Annotated in this window: 15 protein-coding genes and 1 pseudogene; 10 read left to right on the plus strand and 6 right to left on the minus strand. The window is 64.6% G+C overall.

Annotated elements, in window-relative coordinates; all coding sequences use genetic code 11:
* Window positions 1-25: 25 nt before the first annotated feature.
* On the minus strand, window positions 26-1,117 hold the full coding sequence (locus QRM96_RS15755) for a PrpF domain-containing protein (protein ID WP_285320208.1): 1,092 nt from the start codon (window positions 1,115-1,117) through the stop codon (window positions 26-28).
* A 319-nt stretch (window positions 1,118-1,436) separates the two neighbouring features.
* Here QRM96_RS15755 and QRM96_RS15760 point away from each other — a divergent pair, with 319 nt between their 5' ends.
* The 7 genes from QRM96_RS15760 to QRM96_RS15790 all read left to right on the plus strand — a co-directional run bounded on the left by QRM96_RS15760 (window position 1,437) and on the right by QRM96_RS15790 (window position 9,759).
* Window positions 1,437-2,105, plus strand: coding sequence for a GntR family transcriptional regulator (locus tag QRM96_RS15760; RefSeq protein ID WP_223992974.1), 669 nt, complete (start codon window positions 1,437-1,439; stop codon window positions 2,103-2,105).
* A gap of 120 nt (window positions 2,106-2,225) precedes the next feature.
* Window positions 2,226-3,689, plus strand: a complete 1,464-nt coding sequence (gene tcuA, locus QRM96_RS15765; RefSeq protein WP_285320209.1) for an FAD-dependent tricarballylate dehydrogenase TcuA — start codon at window positions 2,226-2,228, stop codon at window positions 3,687-3,689.
* Window positions 3,690-3,728: 39 nt separating this feature from the next.
* Window positions 3,729-4,364, plus strand: a complete 636-nt coding sequence (locus QRM96_RS15770) for a GntR family transcriptional regulator (RefSeq protein WP_285320210.1) — start codon at window positions 3,729-3,731, stop codon at window positions 4,362-4,364.
* A 333-nt stretch (window positions 4,365-4,697) separates the two neighbouring features.
* Window positions 4,698-5,624 (plus strand): intradiol ring-cleavage dioxygenase, encoded by a 927-nt coding sequence (locus tag QRM96_RS15775; RefSeq protein ID WP_285320211.1) that lies wholly within the window; start codon window positions 4,698-4,700, stop codon window positions 5,622-5,624.
* Between the two features lie 210 nt (window positions 5,625-5,834).
* On the plus strand, window positions 5,835-7,208 hold the full coding sequence (locus QRM96_RS15780; protein WP_285320212.1) for a polysaccharide deacetylase family protein: 1,374 nt from the start codon (window positions 5,835-5,837) through the stop codon (window positions 7,206-7,208).
* Window positions 7,209-7,444: 236 nt separating this feature from the next.
* Window positions 7,445-9,094, plus strand: coding sequence for an alkaline phosphatase family protein (locus QRM96_RS15785; RefSeq protein WP_285320213.1), 1,650 nt, complete (start codon window positions 7,445-7,447; stop codon window positions 9,092-9,094).
* An 89-nt stretch (window positions 9,095-9,183) separates the two neighbouring features.
* The gene (locus QRM96_RS15790) at window positions 9,184-9,759 is read left to right on the plus strand and encodes an SRPBCC family protein (RefSeq protein WP_285320214.1); all 576 of its coding nucleotides are present in this window, start codon (window positions 9,184-9,186) and stop codon (window positions 9,757-9,759) included.
* 2 nt (window positions 9,760-9,761) lie between these two features.
* Here the strand turns inward: QRM96_RS15790 and QRM96_RS15795 are convergent, their stop codons facing one another.
* Both QRM96_RS15795 and QRM96_RS15800 read right to left on the minus strand, forming a co-directional pair.
* Window positions 9,762-10,040, minus strand: a complete 279-nt coding sequence (locus tag QRM96_RS15795; protein WP_285320215.1) for a YciI family protein — start codon at window positions 10,038-10,040, stop codon at window positions 9,762-9,764.
* Window positions 10,041-10,171: 131 nt separating this feature from the next.
* Window positions 10,172-11,137, minus strand: coding sequence for an alpha/beta fold hydrolase (locus tag QRM96_RS15800; RefSeq protein WP_285320216.1), 966 nt, complete (start codon window positions 11,135-11,137; stop codon window positions 10,172-10,174).
* A gap of 142 nt (window positions 11,138-11,279) precedes the next feature.
* Here QRM96_RS15800 and QRM96_RS15805 point away from each other — a divergent pair, with 142 nt between their 5' ends.
* The gene (locus tag QRM96_RS15805; protein WP_285320217.1) at window positions 11,280-12,329 is read left to right on the plus strand and encodes an LLM class flavin-dependent oxidoreductase; all 1,050 of its coding nucleotides are present in this window, start codon (window positions 11,280-11,282) and stop codon (window positions 12,327-12,329) included.
* Between the two features lie 151 nt (window positions 12,330-12,480).
* Window positions 12,481-12,939 (plus strand): annotated as a pseudogene (locus QRM96_RS15810) (ABC transporter ATP-binding protein); the annotation flags it as partial.
* Between the two features lie 60 nt (window positions 12,940-12,999).
* On the opposite strand, the gene QRM96_RS15815 reads toward QRM96_RS15810, so the two are convergent.
* Both QRM96_RS15815 and QRM96_RS15820 read right to left on the minus strand, forming a co-directional pair.
* Entirely contained in the window at window positions 13,000-13,917 is a 918-nt protein-coding gene (locus QRM96_RS15815; RefSeq protein WP_285320218.1) for a hypothetical protein, read from the minus strand.
* Window positions 13,914-15,119 (minus strand): AAA family ATPase, encoded by a 1,206-nt coding sequence (locus QRM96_RS15820; RefSeq protein WP_285320219.1) that lies wholly within the window; start codon window positions 15,117-15,119, stop codon window positions 13,914-13,916. The genes QRM96_RS15815 and QRM96_RS15820 overlap by 4 nt, the downstream gene beginning before the upstream one ends.
* A gap of 375 nt (window positions 15,120-15,494) precedes the next feature.
* Between QRM96_RS15820 and metH the strand changes: the two genes are divergently transcribed.
* Window positions 15,495-19,139, plus strand: a complete 3,645-nt coding sequence (gene metH / locus QRM96_RS15825) for a methionine synthase (protein WP_285320220.1) — start codon at window positions 15,495-15,497, stop codon at window positions 19,137-19,139.
* Window positions 19,140-19,187: 48 nt separating this feature from the next.
* Here metH and QRM96_RS15830 read toward each other — a convergent pair whose 3' ends face one another.
* Window positions 19,188-20,807, minus strand: a complete 1,620-nt coding sequence (locus tag QRM96_RS15830; protein WP_285320221.1) for an ABC-F family ATP-binding cassette domain-containing protein — start codon at window positions 20,805-20,807, stop codon at window positions 19,188-19,190.
* Between the last annotated feature and the right edge of the window lie 93 nt (window positions 20,808-20,900).

Here is a 20,900-nt window from a genome sequence, read left to right on the forward strand (position 1 = left end):
CTGGGTTTTTCCGGTAGGGGTTTCTTCAGTCACTGGGCACCAGAATGGTGCTTTCGCTGATGACGCGGGCCGAGCGTTGAAAGGAGACTTCGGTGGGATCGGCTGCATCCAATGCCAGCGCCGTCTTGCCTCTCAGCAGGTGGATAAAGAGTCCGGCCTCCGCAGCCGAAACCAGGCTGCGCTGCACCACGCTGCCTGCTGTTCCTGAGGCGGCAGCGACGGCGACAGCGCTGGTGAGGCCGATGGCGGGGTGGAGTGCGGTCATCGAGATCATCCGGGCGGAAACGCCGGTTGTTCCTTCCGGCGGAGGCCCCACGATGCCCACCTTCGGAATGGAGCTGAGGTCCTGCGGCAGGCCCATCCTGCGGGCGGCCGCAGCGCGCAGCCGCGGAGCGATCCGGACCAGCGCCTCCAAAGCTTCCTCGCTGCCGGTTGCATCCAGCCCCAGGTCCTGTGCGGCAAAGAGTGCGGCCGGCGCGCCTGCGTCGATCAGCGTCGCCTGGTACCGCTGCCCGTCGACCTCAAGCTCATCGATGGCGTTGCCTGTAGGGAACTGTGCTCCGTAAGTGGACCATGAGGTTTTCTGGAAGATGACATCGATGGGGACGCCGGGGTAATGCTGGCCGTCAAGTCGCCGCCCGCCGTAGGCTGGCACCTTGGCCCCTGGTGTGGGGATCTCGCAAATCAGGCGCAGCCCGGTCACGGTGTTCAGGATGGGTACCCGGGTGACTTCCCCTGTGGGAGCGACCAGCCCGGCGTGGAGCGCGTACAGACCCAGCGCCGTTGCGCAGTTGCCGCAGTTGCTGGCCCACTCGACTGCCGGCTTGTCGATGGCCACCTGGGCGAACCTGTAGCGGACCGTTCCGTCCGGGTCGGTGCCGGCCACGGTGATGGCCTTGCTGGTGGTTGACGAGGCGCCGCCGACTCCGTCGATTTGGCGGAGGTCCGGCGAACCGAAGGTGCGGATAAGGAGGCGGTCCGTCTCCAGGGCGTCAGACGGAAGGTCCTCGTCCCGGAATATCCAGCATTTGCTGGTGCCGCCACGGACGAGGGTGGCCGGCACCGGGGTGACGGGGAGGGTGCCGGCCTGCGGCTCTTCCCTGGATAGAAGCGTCATTGGTTCTCCTGAAAATACCCGTGCCACCGTGTGCAGCCGCCGGGTGAATGTTCAAAGCTGAGCAAACCAGAATCCGGTACATGCCCTGCTGTATGGCGTTGGTCACAAACGGTATACCGTTGGTATGACTTAAGCAACAGTCCCTCGAATATGAATACCGACAAGGTGGTTTGGCGGGCTTCCTGCTGCAGCGGGTGTGCCGAAAATCGGCACGGTGTTCACAGCGCGCCGAAACGGTATGCAGTGCGATAGAATTGCGGCTAAAGGTATGGCGCCGGCGCGTCCTGCCGCTTGTTTGCATGAAGACCGGAGGCCGCCCGTGGCGTCGCAACCAGAGACAAGCCCCTACCTGATGATCAGGAACGCCATCATCTCGCAGGAGCTGCCTCCCCGTGCCCAGCTCGTTGAAAGCGCCCTGGCCAAGAAGTACAACGTCTCCCGGACGCCCATCAGGGAAGCCTTGCGGCGCCTCGAAACCGAGGGGCTCGTGGAGCGGTACGGTTCGCGAATGCAGGTGCGGGAGTACCGCCCGGAGGAGATGCTGGACCTCTACGAGGTGCGGACCTTCCTGGAGGAGGCGGCCGCAAAAACCGCGGCTCTCCGGCACACCGACATGGACCTGATGCTGATCGACCGCGCCCACCAGGCCATGGTCACCCTTGATTTCGATGCTGCCACTCCGGCTGAGCTGGCCGCCGCCAACCGCACCTTCCATGAGCGCATCTGGGCCGCCAGCCACAGCGCCGCCCTCCTTGACCTGCTGGACCGGATCCTGGTCCACTTCATCCGCTACCCCGGCACCACGCTCTCCACCAAGGAGCGCTGGGACCGCGTGCTGAAGGAGCATGAGGAGCTGTTGGTGGCCATCCGCGCACGGAACGCGGAGGAAGCCGGCCGCATCGCCAGCGCCCACATGGACGAGGCAAAGAACATCCGCATCCAGATGTACATCGACGCCCAGGAAATCAGCCACCCGCGCCTGGGGTAGCCGCAAATCCCGGCAATAAACCGCTCCCGCCGAGCCCGTTAAGCCTGCGCCAAGACGCTATTGCATGCGACGGCATACCTATGTATACAATCGTGTACAGCGATGGAGCTGAGGAGACTGATGATGATCAAGAGCGACGTTTTGGTGGTTGGCGGCGGCAACGCCGGATTTGCGGCAGCCCTTGCAGCCGCCGAGCGTGGACGCAAAGTGGTCCTGCTCGAAAAGGCGCGGGAAGCCGCATCGGGCGGCAACAGCTTCTACACCGCCGGCGCCACCCGCATCTCCCATGACGGGCTCCAGGAGCTGACCGAATTCGTGGAGCCTGACGAGCGGCACGCCGTCAGTGAAGTCCCCGCCTATACCGCTGCCGAGTACCTTGCCGATCTGTCCAAGGTCTCTGAAGGGCGCAACGACCCCGAGTTGTCCGCGGTCCTGGTCAGCGAAAGCAACCCGACATTGCGTTGGCTTCACGGCATGGGACTCAAATACCGGCTGATGTATGAGCGCCAGGCGTACCGGACCCAGGACGGTGGGTATCTGTTCTGGGGCGGGCTGCACGTGGGCAACGTGGGAGGCGGAAAGGGGCTCATGACCGACCATCGGGCGGCCGCGGAGCGCATGGGCGTTGAGGTCATCTATGACTGCGCAGCCACCGGACTGATCCAGGAGGACGGCCGCGTCCGCGGAGTCCGGTACCGCACCTCATCCGGAGAAGGTGAGCTCCGGGCCGAGTCGGTCATCCTCGCCTCGGGAGGTTTTGAAGCATCACCTGAACTGCGCCGCCAACACCTGGGGGAGGGCTGGCAGAACGCGAAGGTACGCGGCACACCGGGCAACACGGGTGAGATGATCGTCGCCGCATTGGACGCCGGCGCGGCCAGGGGCGGCGATTGGTCAACCTGCCACAGCGTCGCCTGGGACGCCTGGCACCCGGAGAACGAGGGCAACCTGGAACTCACCAACCAGCTCACCCGTGGCGGGTACCCGCTGGGCATCGTGGTGAACAGCGACGGGAAGCGGTTCGTGGACGAGGGCGCCGACTACCGCAACTACACCTATGCGAAGTACGGCCGGGACATTCTTGCCCAGCCGGGCTCCGCCGCCTTCCAGATCTTTGACGCTTCCTCCCGTCCCATGCTGCGAGCGGAGGAGTACGACATGCCGGGGGTTTCGGTGGTCACTGCGCCGAGTCTTGCCGAGCTGGCACAGAAGGCCGGCATCAGCCCTGAGGGGCTGGAGGAGACGGTGAAGAGCTTTAATGATTCGATCACCGAGGGCGCCCCGTTTGATCCCAACGTCAAGGACGGGCGCCGGGCGGATACCCAGCCGCCGAAGAGCAACTGGGCCCGAAGCATCGCCACCGGCCCGTACTACGCGTTCCCGGTAACCTGCGGCATCACCTTCACATTCGGCGGCCTCAAGACAGACACCTGGGGACGCGTGCTGACCGAAGACGCAGGGCCGCTTGATGGGCTCTATGCCTGTGGTGAAGCCTTGGGTGGTTTGTTCAGCGGAAACTACCCCGGCGGCTCCGGGCTTGCGGCGGGAGCCGTCTTCGGCCGCCGCGCAGGCTCCATCGCCTAGGCAGCCCAGCAACCCCACCAGCAACGGAAAGAGGAAAAAGTGGCCATTCCCATCCACCAGCGGCTTCGCGAGGATGTCCTCGCAAGCGTCTTTGCGCCTGACGAGCCGCTCACGGAGGCCAAGCTCACCGAGCGGTACGGGGCCTCCCGGACACCGGTGCGGGAGGCGCTGCAGCGGCTGGAACAGGACGGACTGGTGGAACGGCGCGGCAAGGCGGTGGTGGTCCGAACGCATTCAGCCGAGGAGATCATCGACATCTACGAGTCGAGGATCATCCTGGAGCAGGCCGCCGCGGCCAAGGCTGCCGTCAAGGCAACCGCCCTGGACCGGCAGCTGCTCACGGGGCTGCTGACGCAGATGCAGCAGCTGGACCCCAGCGACGGCCGGGCGCTCGCGGAAACCAACCGCGCCTTCCATACCCAGCTGTGGCGCGCCACCCACAGCCCGTCGCTGATCGGACTGCTCGAACGCCTGGACCAACAGGTCCGCCGGTACACGCTCACCACCCTGACCTACCCGGGGCGGTGGCCGGTGGTGCTGGCGGATTACGCCGACCTGCTGGCCGCCATAGGGGACGGCAATTCCGCCCTCGCCGGGGAGATCGCGGCCCGCCACATGTCGGACGCCTTGAACATCAGGTTGAAGATGTACGCCGAAGATCCCAGGACGCTCTAGGCCGCGCCGACGGCCGCGGGCGTTCCGCACAAAGACCCGCCGGCAGATGTTCCTGCATACTCCATCGCAACAGGAAACCCGAAAGTCGGGCGCAGGTCATCAGCCGGTGCAAAGAGGCGGGGCAGGCTCCCAAGGGCCTGCCCCGCCTCGCTTTTTCCGGCACCTCGTGCGCCGGGCTGCTTTTGCTGGAACGGACGACGACGGCGGCGGGGTGGGTGCCGTCGTCGAGCCTTCCGTGGGGCAGGTTCCGGCAGCATGAAGCCTGCCAGGACGCACAGCAAGGGCACAGATACCACCAGTCCCCGGCATAGCCGCATGCGGTTTCCTTGGACCATGACCACTTCACGCACACCCGATCAGCCCGACGTCGACCAGCCCCATCCCAACCATGACCGCGGGCTGGAGTTCGATCTGACCACACTGATGAGCCGCCGCACCCTGGGGCTGTTCCTGGGTGCAGGCGGGGCGGCCGCCGCGCTCGCCGCCTGCACCCCTGCCGGAACCACGGGGTCCACGTCGTCGGCTACGACGTCAGCCACTTCTTCGGCGGCGTCTTCAGGTTCCGTCGCAGCATCCACGGGCTCCGCTGCCGCCTCGGCCACGCCAGCGCTGACGCGGGCCATCGCCGAATGCGGGGTGGAGATTCCGGAGGAAACGGCGGGCCCCTACCCAGGCGACGGCTCCAACGGGCCGAACGTCCTGGAAGCCTCCGGCGTGGTGCGCCGGGACATCACCTCAAGCTTCGGCAGCGCGTCAGCGACGGCGGAGGGTGTGCCTCTGACGTTCACGCTGACCCTGCTGGACAACGCCAACGGCTGCACCCCGATGGCCGGCGCCGCGGTGTACGCGTGGCACTGTGACCGGGACGGGAAGTACTCGATGTACGACTCGAGCCTGAAGAACGAGAACTACCTGCGCGGTGTGCAGGAAGCGGACGCCAACGGGCAGGTCACCTTTACGTCCATTTTCCCGGCCGCCTACTCCGGGCGCTGGCCGCACATCCACTTTGAGGTCTTCGAGTCCATGAACAATGCCACCTCTGCCGGACAGGTGCTGGCCGTCTCCCAGATCGCCCTGCCCAAGGCGGCCTGCGACGACGTCTATGCCACCCCCGGATACGAAAAGAGCGTCACCAACATGGCCCGCACCACCCTGCAGTCGGACAACGTGTTCGGGGACGACGGCGGCATCTACCAGCTGGCGACCATGACCGGCTCGGCGGCGGCCGGCTACACGGCGGGGCTCAACGTGACCATCTAGCGCGCCGGCGCCCCCCCGGTTCCAGGCAACGGCCTCCGGTTTCACCATCCCGGCCTGGTAATAAGGGACAATCGAAGGGTCAACACCTGAGGAGCGTGCGGATCGATGGGGCTGGGGATGGGGCGCACCCGCGGGAGCGTAGCTGCTGCCTGCCTGCATGTCCTCCTGGCAGCGATTTGCGTAGCGGCTCTCGTCTGCGGTGGTGACAGCATGTCCGGTGCGCCGTACCCGGCGTTGCACTCCCACGAACGGGTTTCCAGCCAACCGGAGACCGTGGCGTTGCCCCAGCCGCTCTCGGATGCGCTGGACGGGCCGGTGGAGGTGCCGGGCGGGTACGGGATGGCCTTGACGGCCCACGTGGGGGAGCACCACGTGCATGCGTCCTGGACCTACGTTGACGGGGTGCCGGGGTTGAACACGCATGTTGACTCGTGGCTGCTGGGACTCCTCGATGCCGCTGCCCCGGCGGGTGGCCGGTACCGGCCCGCGATGGCGCTGAACGCACAGCAGCCGTCGGGCCAGGAGCTGACGGCGTCCGCGGCGCCCGTTCAGGCTGCGGGAACAGTGATAATTGTCCGGGAAAAAGTGAGGACGTCCGGGACGGGCGGGACGGTCTCAGAGCGATCCGAAACCGTCTATGTTGACACGGTTTCCGGGGCTGTCCGTGGCGGCGCGGAGCTGGTCCGGCCGGAGGCGGTTCCGGGCATCCAGTCGCGCATGGTGGGCGTTCCAGCGCAGATCGCCACCCCCGTCCGGCAGGACATCCCGGTAGGCGACCTGGTCCTGAAACCGTCCGGGGAGCTGGCGGTGTCCGCGGAGGTTCCGGGAAACCCCGCGGGCAACGTGACCTTGACCATGAACGCCGCCGATGCCGGCGCGGTGCTCAGCGACTACGGCCGGCAGGTCCTGGGGCAGCTGAACGCCGCCGCCGTCCCGCGTCCCGCGACAGCGCCGGCAGCCAGGCACGTGAACTGCGACATCGTCCCGTGCGCTGCCTTGACGTACGACGACGGGCCGGACGCCCGCACTACGCCGGAGCTTTTGGCCATCCTGGAAGAGCGGAAGGCCCAGGCCACGTTCTTCATGACCGGGTCCAATACGGCCGCCAACCCGGCAACCGCGAAGCAGGTGGCCGACGCCGGCTTCGCGATCGGCAACCACACGTTCAGCCACCCTTACCTGACCAAGCTGCCCACCCCCGCAGTCAAGAAGGAGATGGAGCGTACGGACGCCGCCATCCTGGCCGCGACCGGCTCCACCCCGGTCATGATGCGGCCGCCCTACGGCGCGGCCGATGCCGCAGTGCAGGGCGCTGTGGGCAAGCCACTCATCATCTGGGCCGTGGACTCACTGGACTGGCAGAGCAAGAACCCGGCAGTGTTCGTGCCCAAAGTGCTCAAGGAGATCACGCCCGGCGCGGTGGTGCTCATGCATGACGTGCAGCCGACGACGATCGCCGGGCAACAGGAGCTGATTTCCACGCTGCAGGCCCAGGGCTACCAGCTGGTGTCCGTCCCGCAGCTCTTCGAGGGAACGCCCTTGGTCCCGGGCCATGTGTACAGGTCCCGGCCGGTGCGCCAGTAGGCAGCACCCGAGCGCCTGAGCTGCTGAGCACCTGAGCACCCGGGTGCCCGCGTTCCGGCAGGCCCGGGCGATGGATTGTGGGCAAGTTCCCAGAAAATTCCCGTCAGGTGCGCAGGAACCGTGTGGGAGGGTAACCCCAGTGGCCGGACCCCTGCAGGAGTCTTGTTGATGCGGTGACGGCCGGTTCGCAGGAGCAGCGTCAGGAGGACGCGATGTTCAGCACCAGGAGGCGCATCTTGCAGGGAAAAGTCCTGCGCCGCCTTGGGCTGGCTCGCTCCCCGTTCCACACGCTGTTGGCGGGCTGGATCGCCCTGGCCCTCGGGGCGCTGCTGGCATTCGCCGGAAGCGGCGCCGCCGGGGGGCCGGTCAGCGCCGAGGCCGGGATTTCCAAGATCAAGCACGTGGTGATCATTACCCAGGAGAACCGCTCCTTTGACACGTACTTCGGGACGTACCCGGGCGCCGACGGGATTCCGATGGCCAACAACGAGCCGGCCGTGTGTCTGCCGGACCCCGCCAACGGCGGGTGCGTCAAACCTTTCTACAACCCGGCCGATGCCAATGTCGGTGCCCCGCACAGCCACAATGACGAAGTGGCTGACGTGGACAACGGGGCGATGGACGGGTTTGTGGCCCAGGCGGAAAAGGGCCTGGCCGGCTGCACCGCCACCCAGGTGAACTGCCGCTACCGGACCACCGCCACGGATGTGATGGGCTACCACGATGGCCGGGACCTCCCCACGTACTGGGACTATGCCCGCAACTTCACGCTGCAGGACCACATGTTCGCGGCCGCCTCCGCCTGGAGCCTTCCGGCGCACCTCTACCTGGTCTCGGAATGGTCCGCCAAATGCACCAAAGCCGCGGACCCGGCGTCGTGCTCCAATGCGCTCCAGAACCCGGACTCCGGACCCGACCCCGAAATCATCGGCAACAGCCTGATCGGAAAATGCCAGTCCGCCGCGGACCTTGCCCCTTGCAAGCAAGCCCTCAGCGCCGCCGGCATCAGCCCGGACTTGGCAGCCGGTGTGGACCGGCTCATCAACGCCAGCTGCAAGCCCACTGACACCTACCCGGCCTGCCAGGCCGCCGTCGACGCCGCCAACGTTCCTGCTGCTCTGAAGCACGAACTCTCCGACGCCGCCAAACACCTTCAGGTGCCCGACTATGCGTGGACCGACCTAACGTACCTGCTCCACCAACAGCACGTCCCGTGGAACTATTACGTCTTCAAGGGCACCGAACCCGACTGCCGGGATGACGCTGCCACCTGCGCCCCGATCAAGCAGGATGCCACGACGCCGGGCCTGTGGAACCCCCTGCTGTACTTCGACACCGTCAAACAGGACGGGGAACTGGGGAACATCCAGCCCCTGACCAATTTCTACGACGCCGCGCGACGGGGAGCGCTGGCCGCCGTGACGTGGATCGCCCCGACCGACAAGGTCAGCGAACACGCGCCGGCAAAGATCAGCACGGGACAGCAATACGTTGCCGGGCTCATCAACGCCATCATGAGCGGACCCGACTGGAACAGCACCGCCATCTTCCTGAACTGGGACGACTGGGGCGGTTTCTACGACCACGTGCAACCACCCAACGCGGACAGCAACGGGTACGGGTTCCGCGTCCCCAGCCTGATCATCAGCCCCTTCGCGAGGCAGGGGTACATCGACCATCAAACCCTGAGCCAGGACGCCTACATCAAGTTCATCGAGGACGACTTCCTGCACGGCCAACGGATCGACCCGGCCACCGATGGCCGGCCCGATCCCCGCCCGGACGTCAGGGAAAACAGCCCGATCCTGGGCGACCTCACCCAGGCGTTCGACTTCACCCAGCAGCCGCTGCCGCCGCACCTGATCGCCAACGCCAGCACATACTGACACGCTCGGGATTTGACGCTTGCCCGTTGACCGCAAACAACGGCGTGAGTACTGTGGGCCGCCTATTCACCCTCGCCGTGGAGGCACCAATGGCCGGCACTTCGACCAGCAGCACTGACTACGAATTCCTGACTGTCTGGCGCGTGGCGGGAACCCCGCGGGAGGTCACGGACATCCTGGGCGATGCCGGGACGCTTCCCCGCTGGTGGCCCTCGGTGTATTTGACCGTTGAGCAGTTGGATCCGGGCAACCCGGACGGGACCGGGAAGGCGTTCTACCTCCACACCAAAGGCTGGCTGCCGTACACGCTCACGTGGCAGCTCACCGTCACCGAACCCGTAACGGAACACGGCTTCGCCATCTCGGCCCGGGGCGACCTCAACGGCGCCGGCCGCTGGACCTTTGAGCAGGACGGGCCCGAAACGGTGGTCACCTATGAGTGGCGGGTCAGCGCCGCCAAACCGCTGCTGCGGCGGCTGAGTTGGCTGCTCAAGCCGGCCTTTGCTGCGAACCACAGGTGGGCGATGGCGCGTGGCCAGGAGGCGCTGGCGTTGGAGCTGCGACGACGGCGGCCTGGCACCGACCCTGCCAAGATTCCGGCGCCCGCGGGGCCCACCTTTTCACGGCTGCCCCGCTGGCCGGGGAAGGCAACTAACCGGCGGTAGCCCTACGCGAAGCGCACGGCATTCCAGTCCAGGAGCCTCGGTTCGGCGAGCCCTTCGTTAACGAACGGGTCGCCGGCAACGAAACGTTCGGCTTCCTGCCGGGACGTGAAAATGCCCATGGAGCTGGCAGCCGGATCGGGGTCCTGGAACGCGCCCAGGGCCACGAGGCCACCACCGTCTGCGTGAAACGCCTCGTAAAAGGCCTTGTGGCGGGGGTAGGTCTCCATGATCCGGGAGCGGTCCACGCCCTCCCGCACGGTGTACAGCACCACACATTCCATGCGGCGAACCTACCACGCGGGGCAGCCGCCTCCGGCTGCCTTTGCTGGGAGGTACGACGACGGCGGCGGGGTAAGTGCCGTCGTCGTACCTTCCGCCGGGGTGCTACCTTCCGGGACGGCCAGCCTGCTGCCTACTGTGTGGGGGAGTCCTGGGGTTGGTGCGTAACCCGCTGGATGAATTCGACCGTCTCGCGCTCGGTTTCGGCGCGGGTGGTGGGTTCGTTGTGCACCTCGTGCCGGACGCCGGGGAAGACGCGAGTGCGGACGTCCGCGTGGCCCGAATCGGTGAGGCGGTTTGCCACGTGGTAGGCGCCTTCGCCGTAGTTGGTCACAGGGTCTTGGTCGCCGGCGAGGATGAGGACGGGGAGGTCCGTGGGGAGCTGTTTGTACCAGTCGTCGGAATTGACGTGGTCGTAGAGGTCCACGAAGCCTTGCAGGAACCGGGCGCTCAGGGGTGCGCCGAAGTTGTTGAAGGGGTCCCTGGCGTGGTCGGCCACCACGTCGGCGTCCAGGGCGACCCAGGCCGTGGGGCCGGGATTGTCTCCGAAGCGGCCCAGGAAACCGTCGAACAGCTGGCCCACGAGGTCCTGCGGTGCGGCGTCCGCTGCGCCGGCGCCGGAGGCAAGCCGCGCCAGTTCCGGCCGGTTGATCGTTGTTTCGATGCCGCGCATTTGGGCGGCGATGCCGCACAGGATCAAGCCGGACAGCTGAGCCTGTGGGTCCACGGCCATGCCGCGCGCGATCATGGAGCCCCAGCTGTGGCCGAACACCACGTAGGGAAGCTGGGGGAGGGCCGCCCTGGCTTTGGCCTGGAGCGTGACCTCGTCCGCGACCACCACCTTGGCGGCGTCCTCGCCGGCGTCGCCCCAGGTGCCCTGCTGCATGGCGGTGCGGCCGTGCCCGGCGTGGTCACCTGCCACCACGATGAATCCGGCGTCCACCAGGGTGGAGATGAGGTGGAGGTAGCGGCGGGAGTGCTCGCCGAGCCCGTGGATCAGTTGCACGATTGCCTTGGGCTGGCCGATGGGTTCGTAGACCCAGGCCTGGATGGTGTCGCGGCCGTTGGCGGACGCGAACTCGATTTCCTGCAGTGACATGTATTCCTCCTGTGGCGGCGCCGTCGCTGGCTTGAGGCGAGCCTATCCACAGTGGCGTCATGTGCGTCAATGATTGCTGGTTCATTGATGGGGCTTCCGCCTAGTCTGAGACCAGCCACGTCCGCCGCTTTGAAGGAAGCCGATGCCGCACCCCGACCGTCCCCTGCGCAAGCTGGGATTCCTCACCATTGGCCTCTTTGATCCCGCCAATCCGGCCGCGGGCCACGAGTCCACGTTGCAGATCATCGAGCTGGGCGAGCAGCTGGGATTCGACAGTGCCTGGCTGCGCCACCGGCATCTGCAGTTCGGGATTTCTTCGCCTGTGGCCGTGATGGCGGCCGCGAGCCAGCGCACTTCGAGGATTGAGCTTGGTACTGCCGTGACGCCGCTGGGGTGGGAAAACCCGTTGCGCCTGGCGGAGGACCTGGCCACCGTGGATTTGCTTGCCGGTGGACGCATCAATCCCGGCGTGAGCGTTGGGGAGCCGATGCAGTACGACACCGTGAAGCACGAGTTGTATCCGGACACCGGTGACGTGGAGGACTTCAGCTACGCGCGGGTGGAGCGGTTTGCGCGCCTGGTGGCTGGAGAGCGGGTGCGGGAATTCTCGGGCAAGCAGGGCGTGGTGGAGGAGTTCTCCAACCGGGTGGAGCCGCACTCGCCAGGGCTGCGGAGCCGCCTTTGGTATGGAGCAGGGAGCACGAAGTCAGCGGTATGGGCGGGAGCGAACGGGTTCAATCTGCTCTCCAGCAGCGTGATTTTCCCCGAAAAGGACCAGGAACCGGACTTCGCTGTGGTCCAGCAGTCGCAGATCCGGGCGTTCCGTGAAGCGGCTGCTGCCGCCGGACATGTTCAGGCGCGGGTTTCGCAGGGGCTGGTGGTGATCCCTACTGATTCGGCGTCGGCCGCCCAGCGGGAGAAGTACCAGCGGTATGTTGACGAACGCACTCCGCGCACGGCTGCTCCGCAGGGGCCGCGGGGAATGATGTTCGCGGCTGATCTGATCGGCACCAGCGAGGAGATCGCTGAACAGCTGTACGCGCATGCAGGGTTCCAGGAAGTGGACGAGGTGGCCTTCGCCCTGCCCTTCAGCTTCGACCACGAGGACTATGTGCAGATCCTGACGGATATTGCGGGAAAGCTGGGGCCGGAACTGGGCTGGGCTCTAACGACCGGCAGCGCGGCGTCGTAGTCATCCGGGGTTGCCCCCAAGCGCGTACAAAAGCTGTTGTGGTGGAGCGGGAAGAAACGGGCGACTCAAACGGGCAAATCGAGGAAACGCCGTTCGGGCATGCGTTGGTGAAGGTGTTCCGGCTGCCAAAGCGAGGCGGGGGAACGGTGGCCTGTTCGGCGGGACCATCCGGGACAACATTGCGTCCGGGGAACCACTGCTTCTTCGTAGGAGATCCTGGAGGCGCGCAGGAGACGTATATTGTCCGGATCGTGCGGTCCTAGGGAACGGGTACGACGCGATTTTGGAGGACGAGGGGGCGCGCAAATGTGTCAGCCGACGGGAAACAGCTGTTAGCCATTCCCGCTGTTTCTGGCGCAGCGTTCTGTTCTGATCCTGGACGAGGCGACCTCTTCGGTGGACACCCGGACCGAGGTGCTGGTGCAAAAGGCCATGAGCGCCACGGTCCGACCGGACGTCCTCTGCGATCGCGCACCACCTGTCCACGATCCGCCAACGCCTACCTCATCCTGGTGATGGAGGCTAGCCAGATCGTGGAGCAGGGGAATCATGCGTCACTGCTTGCTGCCGACAGGCTCACGCGCGGCTATATGACGCTCAGTTCGCGGCCCGGCGGGGGAGGTTTAGATGCATCGACGCCACCATACGTCCGCAGCCCGTAAGTCAATGCCTAGCTATCGAGAGCGAGCAAACGACGATGGTGATGTGTAGCTAGAGAATCGAAAGTGATACTGTCCAACATTGCACTTGTAAGTATTGGAGTGAATGACTTCAGCTGATTATTACTCGGCTGATGCAACTCAACTATTTTATGCTCTATATATGCGGCAATCCACTTTCCCTTCAGGAGTTTATGGATCTCAAGATCGATGAAGCATCTATCAATTTTATCCATTACCGTTTCGAGCGCCAGCTCGGGATCATCCACAACAGAGGTCTCTATAAGTCGGCCCTTCAACCTTTCGTACTCTACCGAGTCCAGCGGGCCGTACTTTTCCTGATTTACAAGTGAGCCGGAGGACGGTCGAACTTCGCATCGTGACCGGAGTGGTACGCTAGCAATGCATAGCTTTATCCATTCTTTCCATGAAGTTGCTAGGTCCAGACGAAAATTTCCAATTCGAGCTTCAAGATCCACCGACTCTCTGGTGGTCAAATGCAGTGCGGTTGCGAGAGCCTGTGAGAGTCGACCGCGTCTAAATATCTCTGCTTCAACGTCTGTGCCATAGGTGTAGACAATGTGGGGAGAAGACTGAAGTCCCGCACCGAACTCGTCATAGTCGCGATCGAGGAAGAAAACTAAGAACTTCGACCCTCTCTTCGTTGAAAAACTCAGAGTTCCGTTTTTTTCATAAAAGGTATACAGGTCCAAGAGTGCTGCTTTCCCCCCGGTTCCAGTATCTGCGTCAGAGACGTCAAAGCTTCTAACGATTTCGACGCCGACCTCCTGGATTTCTTCTACCGACCCTAAGAGACGATCATAATAGGGGGCGTCGAAGCTCTTTCCCTCTACGAAAATCGTATACTTGTTCCGACTTATCATCGCGCGCGCAGCCATTCCGGCGCGAGTCCATTTTGGAGGAGTCATAATTCGGTTACGTGCCTCGGGTCCACCGCGGCGATAATCTCCGGTGAATGGGTGGCAAGCACGAGTTGGCATTCAGGATTTATTTCTTGCATGCATCCGACGAGCCGCTGCTGCCAGTCTACGTGCATGGAAAGTTCGGGCTCATCGATAAGCACCGGGCTTGTTTCTCCGGACAGGGTCGTCAGCAGGATACGAAGTAGCTGCTTTTCTCCTGACGAAAGACGGTTTAGCTCCACTCGCTTTCGTCCCGCCCTAAATTCGATTGTGCTGTTGGTGTTGAATATAATTCGCTTGTCGCCAGAATAGAGCGAATTTATAATCTCTTGAAATGCTCTTTGGGACTTTGTTATCTGAGCGATTTCGTCATTGACCAGCCGAATCCTCTCAACGACCGACTGCAAGCGCTTTTGTTCTAGATACTTCTCACTAAACTCTTTTCGGCCGATGTCTAGCGGCATATTTTGGATACCCAGGAAGTCAAAAACGAGTCTGTATGCCTCATCTGCATCATGTTGTCCCTGTTTGCCGCTGGTCGAGTTTTCGTCGGAGGTCTGAAAAAGTGCGTTGAGAATATCGGCGAGGCCGCGCTGTTGGATTCCACGAATTTGACTTAGCGAGCTTGAGTTAAATATGCGCCACGCATTCTCAATGTCATTTTCAAAATCAAACTCCTCAATATCCGATCCCAAAGGCGCGGCCGTGAGTCGGCCGGAATACCTGCGCACTTGGAGGTCGTTCAGTCGGGTTATGGGAAGATACTTCCGCTTAAATGATCCTGCTATGTTTGTATCTGGATCCCCCTCAATCATTCGGCTTGACCATAGACGCTTGGTTTGCGAGGATCCGGCAGATATGGAAGTTTCATCACCCCAGCTCCTCTGCGAGTGTAGATTCTTAAGTACGCGAGGGTTCGCTTTGACCGACTCTTCGTCGTCGTCATAGTCAAGAGAGTCGCTTGTCAGCTTCCGCTCAATTGTTGCTCCGTGCTTTTCGCTGAGAAAGACAACCGTGGCTTCTGAAAAAGCAACATCACTTATCGCTGATGGATCATTTGACAGGGCTGAGTCCAATATCCTTAGTAAGGAGGTCTTGCCAGACCCGTTGAGGCCCCAAAAGACGTTGATGTGTTTGTCAAACACCGCCTTTTGCGCGCCTCTGTTACCGGCAAGTCCTGTTATTTCAAAACTAATCAGCTTGGTCATCATGTGTCCGTTTCAGGTACAAGGCACGCGCTCCATCTACTCATCAAGTTTCATTTGCATCAACCGTGATGCACTCGACGCAAGCCTAACCATAGCGAGAGGTAGACTGTCTCCTCTGAATGAGACTCAACGGCTTGCGTACAGGACACCGGTTAAATCAGGACATGTCTCCCAACCTAGCTTCTTGTCACGTCACCGATCCCACCCCGTGGCGGATGAACGGCGCGCTCATCTGTTGCTCCATTGCCGCCCGGTTGAGCGCACCTTCGAAAGTCCACATCCGGGCTCTTCCAGACTGGGAAGGCGCTGTGGGACCCCGCCGTAGCATCCGGACACACAGCGCAACGTTGGCGCCCCCACACGTAACCTGATTAAATGCCTCGTTTCGCACTGGACATCGAGTCCGTCCCCCGCCCCGCCCGTGCCCAGGAACTCCTGGATGCAGTGAACCACTCCGTGGTCATTGCCGACGGCGCAATGGGCACGATGCTGCAGGGCCGGGACCTCTCACTTGAGAAGGACTTCCTGGGTCTCGAGGGCTGCAACGAGATCCTCAACGACACCCGCCCGGACGTCATCGCGGATATCCACGACGCCTACTTCGCTACCGGCATCGACGCCGTGGAAACCAACACCTTCGGCGCCAACTGGTCCAACCTCTCCGACTACGGCATCGACGACCGCATCGAGGAACTGGCAAACAAAGGCGCCAGGATCGCCCGCGAACGCGCCGAAGCCGCGGAAGAAACAGACGGCCGCATGCGCTGGGTCCTCGGCTCCATGGGCCCGGGCACCAAGCTCCCGAGCTTGGGCCACACCAGTTACGACTACCTCAAGCAGACCTTCGCCCTGCAGGCCGAGGGCCTCATCGACGGCGGCGCGGACGCGTTCCTCATCGAAACCAGCCAGGACCTCCTGCAGACCAAGGCCGCCGTCAACGGCTGCAAGCAGGCCATTGTCACCCGCGGCGTCCGGCTCCCCATCTTCGTTGAGGTGACGGTCGAAACCACCGGAACCATGCTCATGGGCTCCGAAATCGGCGCCGCGCTCACCGCCCTCGAACCGCTCGGCGTCGACGCCATCGGCCTGAACTGCGCCACCGGCCCGGACGAGATGAGCGAGCACCTCCGCCACCTCTCCAAGCAGTCCTCCGTGGCCATCGCCTGCATGCCCAACGCCGGCCTGCCCATCCTCGGCGCCAACGGCGCGCACTACCCGCTCACTCCCACCGAACTCGCCACCGCGCACGAACAATTCGTGCGCGAATTCGGCCTGGGCCTGGTGGGCGGCTGCTGCGGTACGACGCCGGAGCACATGGCCGCCGTCGTCGAACGCCTTGCGCCCTTCCGCGCCAAAGCCGTGGACGCCAAGGCAAGCAACGCACCGGCGCGAATCCCCACCGAGCGCGAGGCCGGCGTCGCCTCCCTCTACCAGCACGTCAACTTCGACCAGGAGTCCGCCTACCTGGCCATCGGCGAGCGCACCAACGCCAACGGCTCCAAAGCCTTCCGCCAGGCCATGCTCGAGGAACGCTGGGACGACTGTGTGGACATCGCCCGCGAGCAGATCCGCGTCGGCGCCCACCTGCTGGACGTCTGCGTGGACTACGTGGGCCGCGACGGCGTCGCCGACATCAAAGAGGTTGTCAGCCGCTTCGCCTCCGCCTCCACCCTCCCGCTGGTCATCGACTCCACCGAACCCCCGGTGCTGCAGGCAGGCCTGGAACTCATCGGCGGCCGCCCCGTGGTCAACTCCGTCAATTACGAGGACGGCGACGGCCCCAACAGCCGCTTCGCCCGCATCATGCCGCTGGTCAAGGAACACGGCACCGCCGTGATCGCCCTGACCATCAACGAAGAGGGCCAGGCCCGCACCACCGAGGGCAAGGTGGCCATCGCCTCCCGCCTGGTGGACGCCCTGGTGGGCGACTGGGGCATGCGGGTGGAGGACATCATCGTCGACTGCCTCACCTTCCCCGTGGCCACCGGCCAGGAGGAAACCCGCCGCGACGGCATCGAAACCATCGAGGCCATCCGCCAGATCACCGCCAAATACCCCGGCATCAACACCACGCTCGGCGTCTCCAACGTCTCCTTCGGCCTCAACCCGGCCGCCCGCATGGTCCTGAACTCCGTGTTCCTGCACGAAGCCGTCCAGGCCGGCCTGACCAGCGGCATCATCGACGCCGCCAAGATCGTCCCGCTCGCCTCCCTCCCGGAGGAGCAGCGCAAGGTGGCCCTGGACCTCGTCTACGACCGCCGCGAATACGACGCCGATGGCAACACCACCTACGACCCCCTCGCCAGCATGCTTGACCTCTTCGCCGGCGTCGACACCGCAGCGTTGAAGGACCAGCGCGCCGCCGAACTCGCCGCCCTCCCCACGGGCGCTCGCCTGGAACGGCGCATCATCGACGGCGAAGGCAAGGGCCTGGAAGAGGACCTGGACCTGGCCCGCAGCGAAGGCATGACCCCGCTCGGCATCATCAACGACCACCTGCTTGAGGGCATGAAGGTGGTGGGCGAACGCTTCGGTGCCGGCGAGATGCAGCTTCCGTTCGTGCTGCAGTCCGCCGAGGTCATGAAGAACGCCGTGGCGCTCCTTGAGCCGCACATGGAAAAGGCCGACTCCTCCGGCAAGGGCACCATGGTGATCGCGACCGTCCGCGGCGACGTGCACGACATCGGCAAGAACCTGGTGGACATCATCCTCACCAACAACGGCTACAAGGTAGTCAACATCGGCATCAAGCAGGGCATTGCCGAGATCATCGCCGCCGCGGAGGAACACGACGCCGACGTGATCGGCATGTCCGGGCTGCTGGTGAAATCCACCGTGGTGATGAAGGAAAATCTCGCCGAACTGCAGACCCGCGGCCTGGCCAAGAAGTGGCCGGTTATCCTGGGCGGCGCCGCTTTGACCCGCGCCTACGTGGAGCAGGACCTGGCCGAACAGTTCGAGGGCACCGTCAGGTACGCCAAGGATGCCTTCGAGGGGCTTGCCCTCATGGAACCGCTGGTCCGCGTGGCCCGCGGCGAGGACCCGGACTCCGTGGGCCTGCCGCCGCTGAAGAAGCGCATCCACAAGGGCGGCCCGAAGTTCACCATCACCGAGCCCGAGGCCATGCCCGGCCGGTCCGACGTCGCCACCGACAACCCCGTCCCCGCGCCGCCGTTCTGGGGCACCCGGATCGTCCGCGGCGTCTCGCTGCACGACTACTCCGCCTTCCTCGACGAGCGTGCCACCTTCATGGGGCAGTGGGGCCTCAAGCCCGGCCGCGGCGAGGACGGCGCCTCCTACGAGGAACTGGTGGAACGCGAAGGCCGGCCGCGCCTGCGGTACTGGCTGGACCGCATCCTGGGCGAGGGCATGCTGGACGCCTCGGTAGCCTATGGCTACTTCCCCGTGGTCTCCGAAGGCGAACAGGTGGTGGTGCTGCACCACGGCGAGGATCCCGACGGCGTCCTGGGCCAGGCGGGCCTGCTCGCCCCCGACGGTGGTTCAGGCGGTCCCATCGGCAGCGACCGGCTGCGGTTCGACTTCCCGCGCCAGCGCCGCGACCGGCACCTGTGCCTGGCAGACTTCGTGAAGTCCCGCGAATCGGGACGGATCGACGTGCTGCCCGTACAGCTGGTCACCGCCGGCTCCAAGATCGAGGAGTTCACGTCCAAGATGTTCGCGGCCAACCAGTACCGCGACTACTACGAGCTCAACGGACTGGTCATGCAGCTGACCGAGGCGCTGGCCGAGTTCTGGCACGCCCGGATCCGCAAGGAGCTCGGCTTTGGGTCCGAGGAGCCGAAGGACACGGCCGGGTATTTCAAGCTCGACTACCGCGGCGCCCGGTTCTCGCTGGGCTACCCCGCCTGCCCGGACATGGAGGACCGCCGCAAGGTCACCGAGCTGCTGAAGCCCGAGCGCATGGGCGTGGTCCTGAGCGACGAGCTCATGCTGCACCCGGAACAGTCCACCGATGCGTTCGTGTTCCACCACCCGGAGGCCAAGTACTTCAAGGTGTGAGCTGGCGCCGGCCCGGCCGTCCGCGCCGGAAGCGGCGCCGGGCTCTTGTCATTCCGCGCCAGGCAGCGAGGCCAGCTCCGTCAACGACCCGTCTGGTCCCATGCCGAGGATGAGGTCCAGGTCCAGCCGGTCCAGGAAGGCGTCATCGTGGCTGACCACGATGACGGCGCCGCCGTAGGCCCCGAGCGACTCCACCAGCTGGTCAACGCTCCGGATGTCCAGGTTGTTGGTTGGCTCATCCAGGATCAGGACTTGAGGCGGCGGGTCGGCGAAAAGCAGCCGGGCCAGGGAAACCCTGAACCGCTCACCGCCCGAGAGCGTGTGCACCGGCCGGTTCACGCTGTCGCCGCGGAGGAGGAACCGGGCCAGCTGGTTGCGGATATCGCCCGCAGGCACGTCCGGCGCGGCGTCCTGCACGTTTTCGAGGGTTGTGGCCTCTTCCCGCAGCCCGTCGAGCCGTTGACGCAGGTAGCCGGCGCGGTCCGTCAGCAGGCTTCCACCGGCTTCGCCCTCGATGCACGGGACACCGCCCATCAAGCGTTCCAGCAGTGTGGTCTTGCCGGCGCCGTTGGGTCCGGTGATGGCCACCTTCTCCGGGCCCTGCACCACGAAGGAGCGGTTGGTGCCCCGCAGTTCCGCGATCCGCCGGCCGCGCGGAACGTCCGGGTCGGGAAGGTTCAGGGATATCCGCTCCTGGTCCCGCACCCTTGACGCAGCGGCGTCCAGGGCCGCTTGCGCGGCCTGCACTTTGGCGTCCATGCCGGAACGCATTCGTCCGGCTGAGACCTGGGCATCAGAGGCCCGCTGGTTCATCAGGATCTTGGATCCCTTCTTATTGTCGTAGCTGGCCTGGCCCGTCCTGGCCCGTTGGGCGAGCTTCGATTCCGCCTCCTGCTTTTGCCGTTTTTCCTTCTTCACCAGTTGTTCAGCGGCACGGGTTGCCTGTGCGGCTGCGGCTTGCTGGCTGTCCAGGTACGCCTGCCACTCGCTGTACGGGCCGCCGAATACCGTGAGCCCTCCCTCGTGCAGTTCGGCCGTGCTGTCCATGAGTTCCAGCAGTGCCAAGTCGTGGCTGACCACCACCAGGCTGCCCGGCCACTCAGCCAGCATCCCTCCGAGCGCCGAGCGTGCCCCGCGGTCCAGGTTGTTCGTCGGTTCATCCAGCAAGGTGATGGGGGTGCGCCGGATCCGGAGCCCGGAGATGGCGGCCAGCATGGCTTCCCCGCCGGACAGTTCGCCCACGCGCCGGTCCAGTCCGACGCCGGTCAGGCCGATCCCCTCCAGCGCCTCGTCCGCACGGGCCTCGATGTCCCAGTCGTCGCCCAGCACATCGAAGTGCTCCACCGCCGCGTCGCCGGATTCGATAGCCCGCAGGGCACAGACTTTGTCCCTGATCCCGAGCAGCTCCATCAGGGTGGCATCGTCGTGCAGCGTCAGGGTCTGCGGAAGGTAGCCGACGTCGGCTCCCGTGCTGATGCCGCCGGCCGTCGGTGTGAGGATCCCGGCCAAGAGTCGCAGCAGCGTTGACTTCCCGGAGCCATTCGTTCCGACGAGCCCGGTTTTTCCGGGCCCGAAGCTCCCGGAGATCCCGGACAACGCCGGCGAGCCGTCCGGCCACCGGAAATGCACGTCCGTGAGGACGATGGATGGATTTTTTGTTGCAGGCATGGTGCTCCCAAAAAAGGATGTTGGGCGGCTGGGCCGCGGTTCGCCAAGGTCAGGTCCGAAAGGAGCGGGTCCTAGGGTGGACGGGACGTGGCG

The organism is Pseudarthrobacter sp. lyk4-40-TYG-27, from assembly GCF_030209295.1.
In the GTDB taxonomy this organism is placed as follows: Bacteria; Actinomycetota; Actinomycetes; order Actinomycetales; family Micrococcaceae; genus Arthrobacter.

What these genes read in the sequence shown, in the direction of transcription:
- QRM96_RS15815 (WP_285320218.1), bottom strand. Translation starts at nt 13,917, where the DNA reads ATGACTCCTCCAAAATGGACTCGCGCCGGAATGGCTGCGCGCGCGATG.
- QRM96_RS15790 (WP_285320214.1), top strand. Translation starts at nt 9,184, where the DNA reads ATGGCCGGCACTTCGACCAGCAGCACTGACTACGAATTCCTGACTGTC.
- QRM96_RS15820 (WP_285320219.1), bottom strand. Translation starts at nt 15,119, where the DNA reads ATGACCAAGCTGATTAGTTTTGAAATAACAGGACTTGCCGGTAACAGA.
- tcuA (WP_285320209.1), top strand. Translation starts at nt 2,226, where the DNA reads ATGATGATCAAGAGCGACGTTTTGGTGGTTGGCGGCGGCAACGCCGGA.
- QRM96_RS15800 (WP_285320216.1), bottom strand. Translation starts at nt 11,137, where the DNA reads ATGTCACTGCAGGAAATCGAGTTCGCGTCCGCCAACGGCCGCGACACC.
- QRM96_RS15775 (WP_285320211.1), top strand. Translation starts at nt 4,698, where the DNA reads ATGACCACTTCACGCACACCCGATCAGCCCGACGTCGACCAGCCCCAT.
- QRM96_RS15755 (WP_285320208.1), bottom strand. Translation starts at nt 1,117, where the DNA reads ATGACGCTTCTATCCAGGGAAGAGCCGCAGGCCGGCACCCTCCCCGTC.
- QRM96_RS15805 (WP_285320217.1), top strand. Translation starts at nt 11,280, where the DNA reads ATGCCGCACCCCGACCGTCCCCTGCGCAAGCTGGGATTCCTCACCATT.
- QRM96_RS15780 (WP_285320212.1), top strand. Translation starts at nt 5,835, where the DNA reads ATGTCCGGTGCGCCGTACCCGGCGTTGCACTCCCACGAACGGGTTTCC.
- metH (WP_285320220.1), top strand. Translation starts at nt 15,495, where the DNA reads ATGCCTCGTTTCGCACTGGACATCGAGTCCGTCCCCCGCCCCGCCCGT.
- QRM96_RS15830 (WP_285320221.1), bottom strand. Translation starts at nt 20,807, where the DNA reads ATGCCTGCAACAAAAAATCCATCCATCGTCCTCACGGACGTGCATTTC.
- QRM96_RS15795 (WP_285320215.1), bottom strand. Translation starts at nt 10,040, where the DNA reads ATGGAATGTGTGGTGCTGTACACCGTGCGGGAGGGCGTGGACCGCTCC.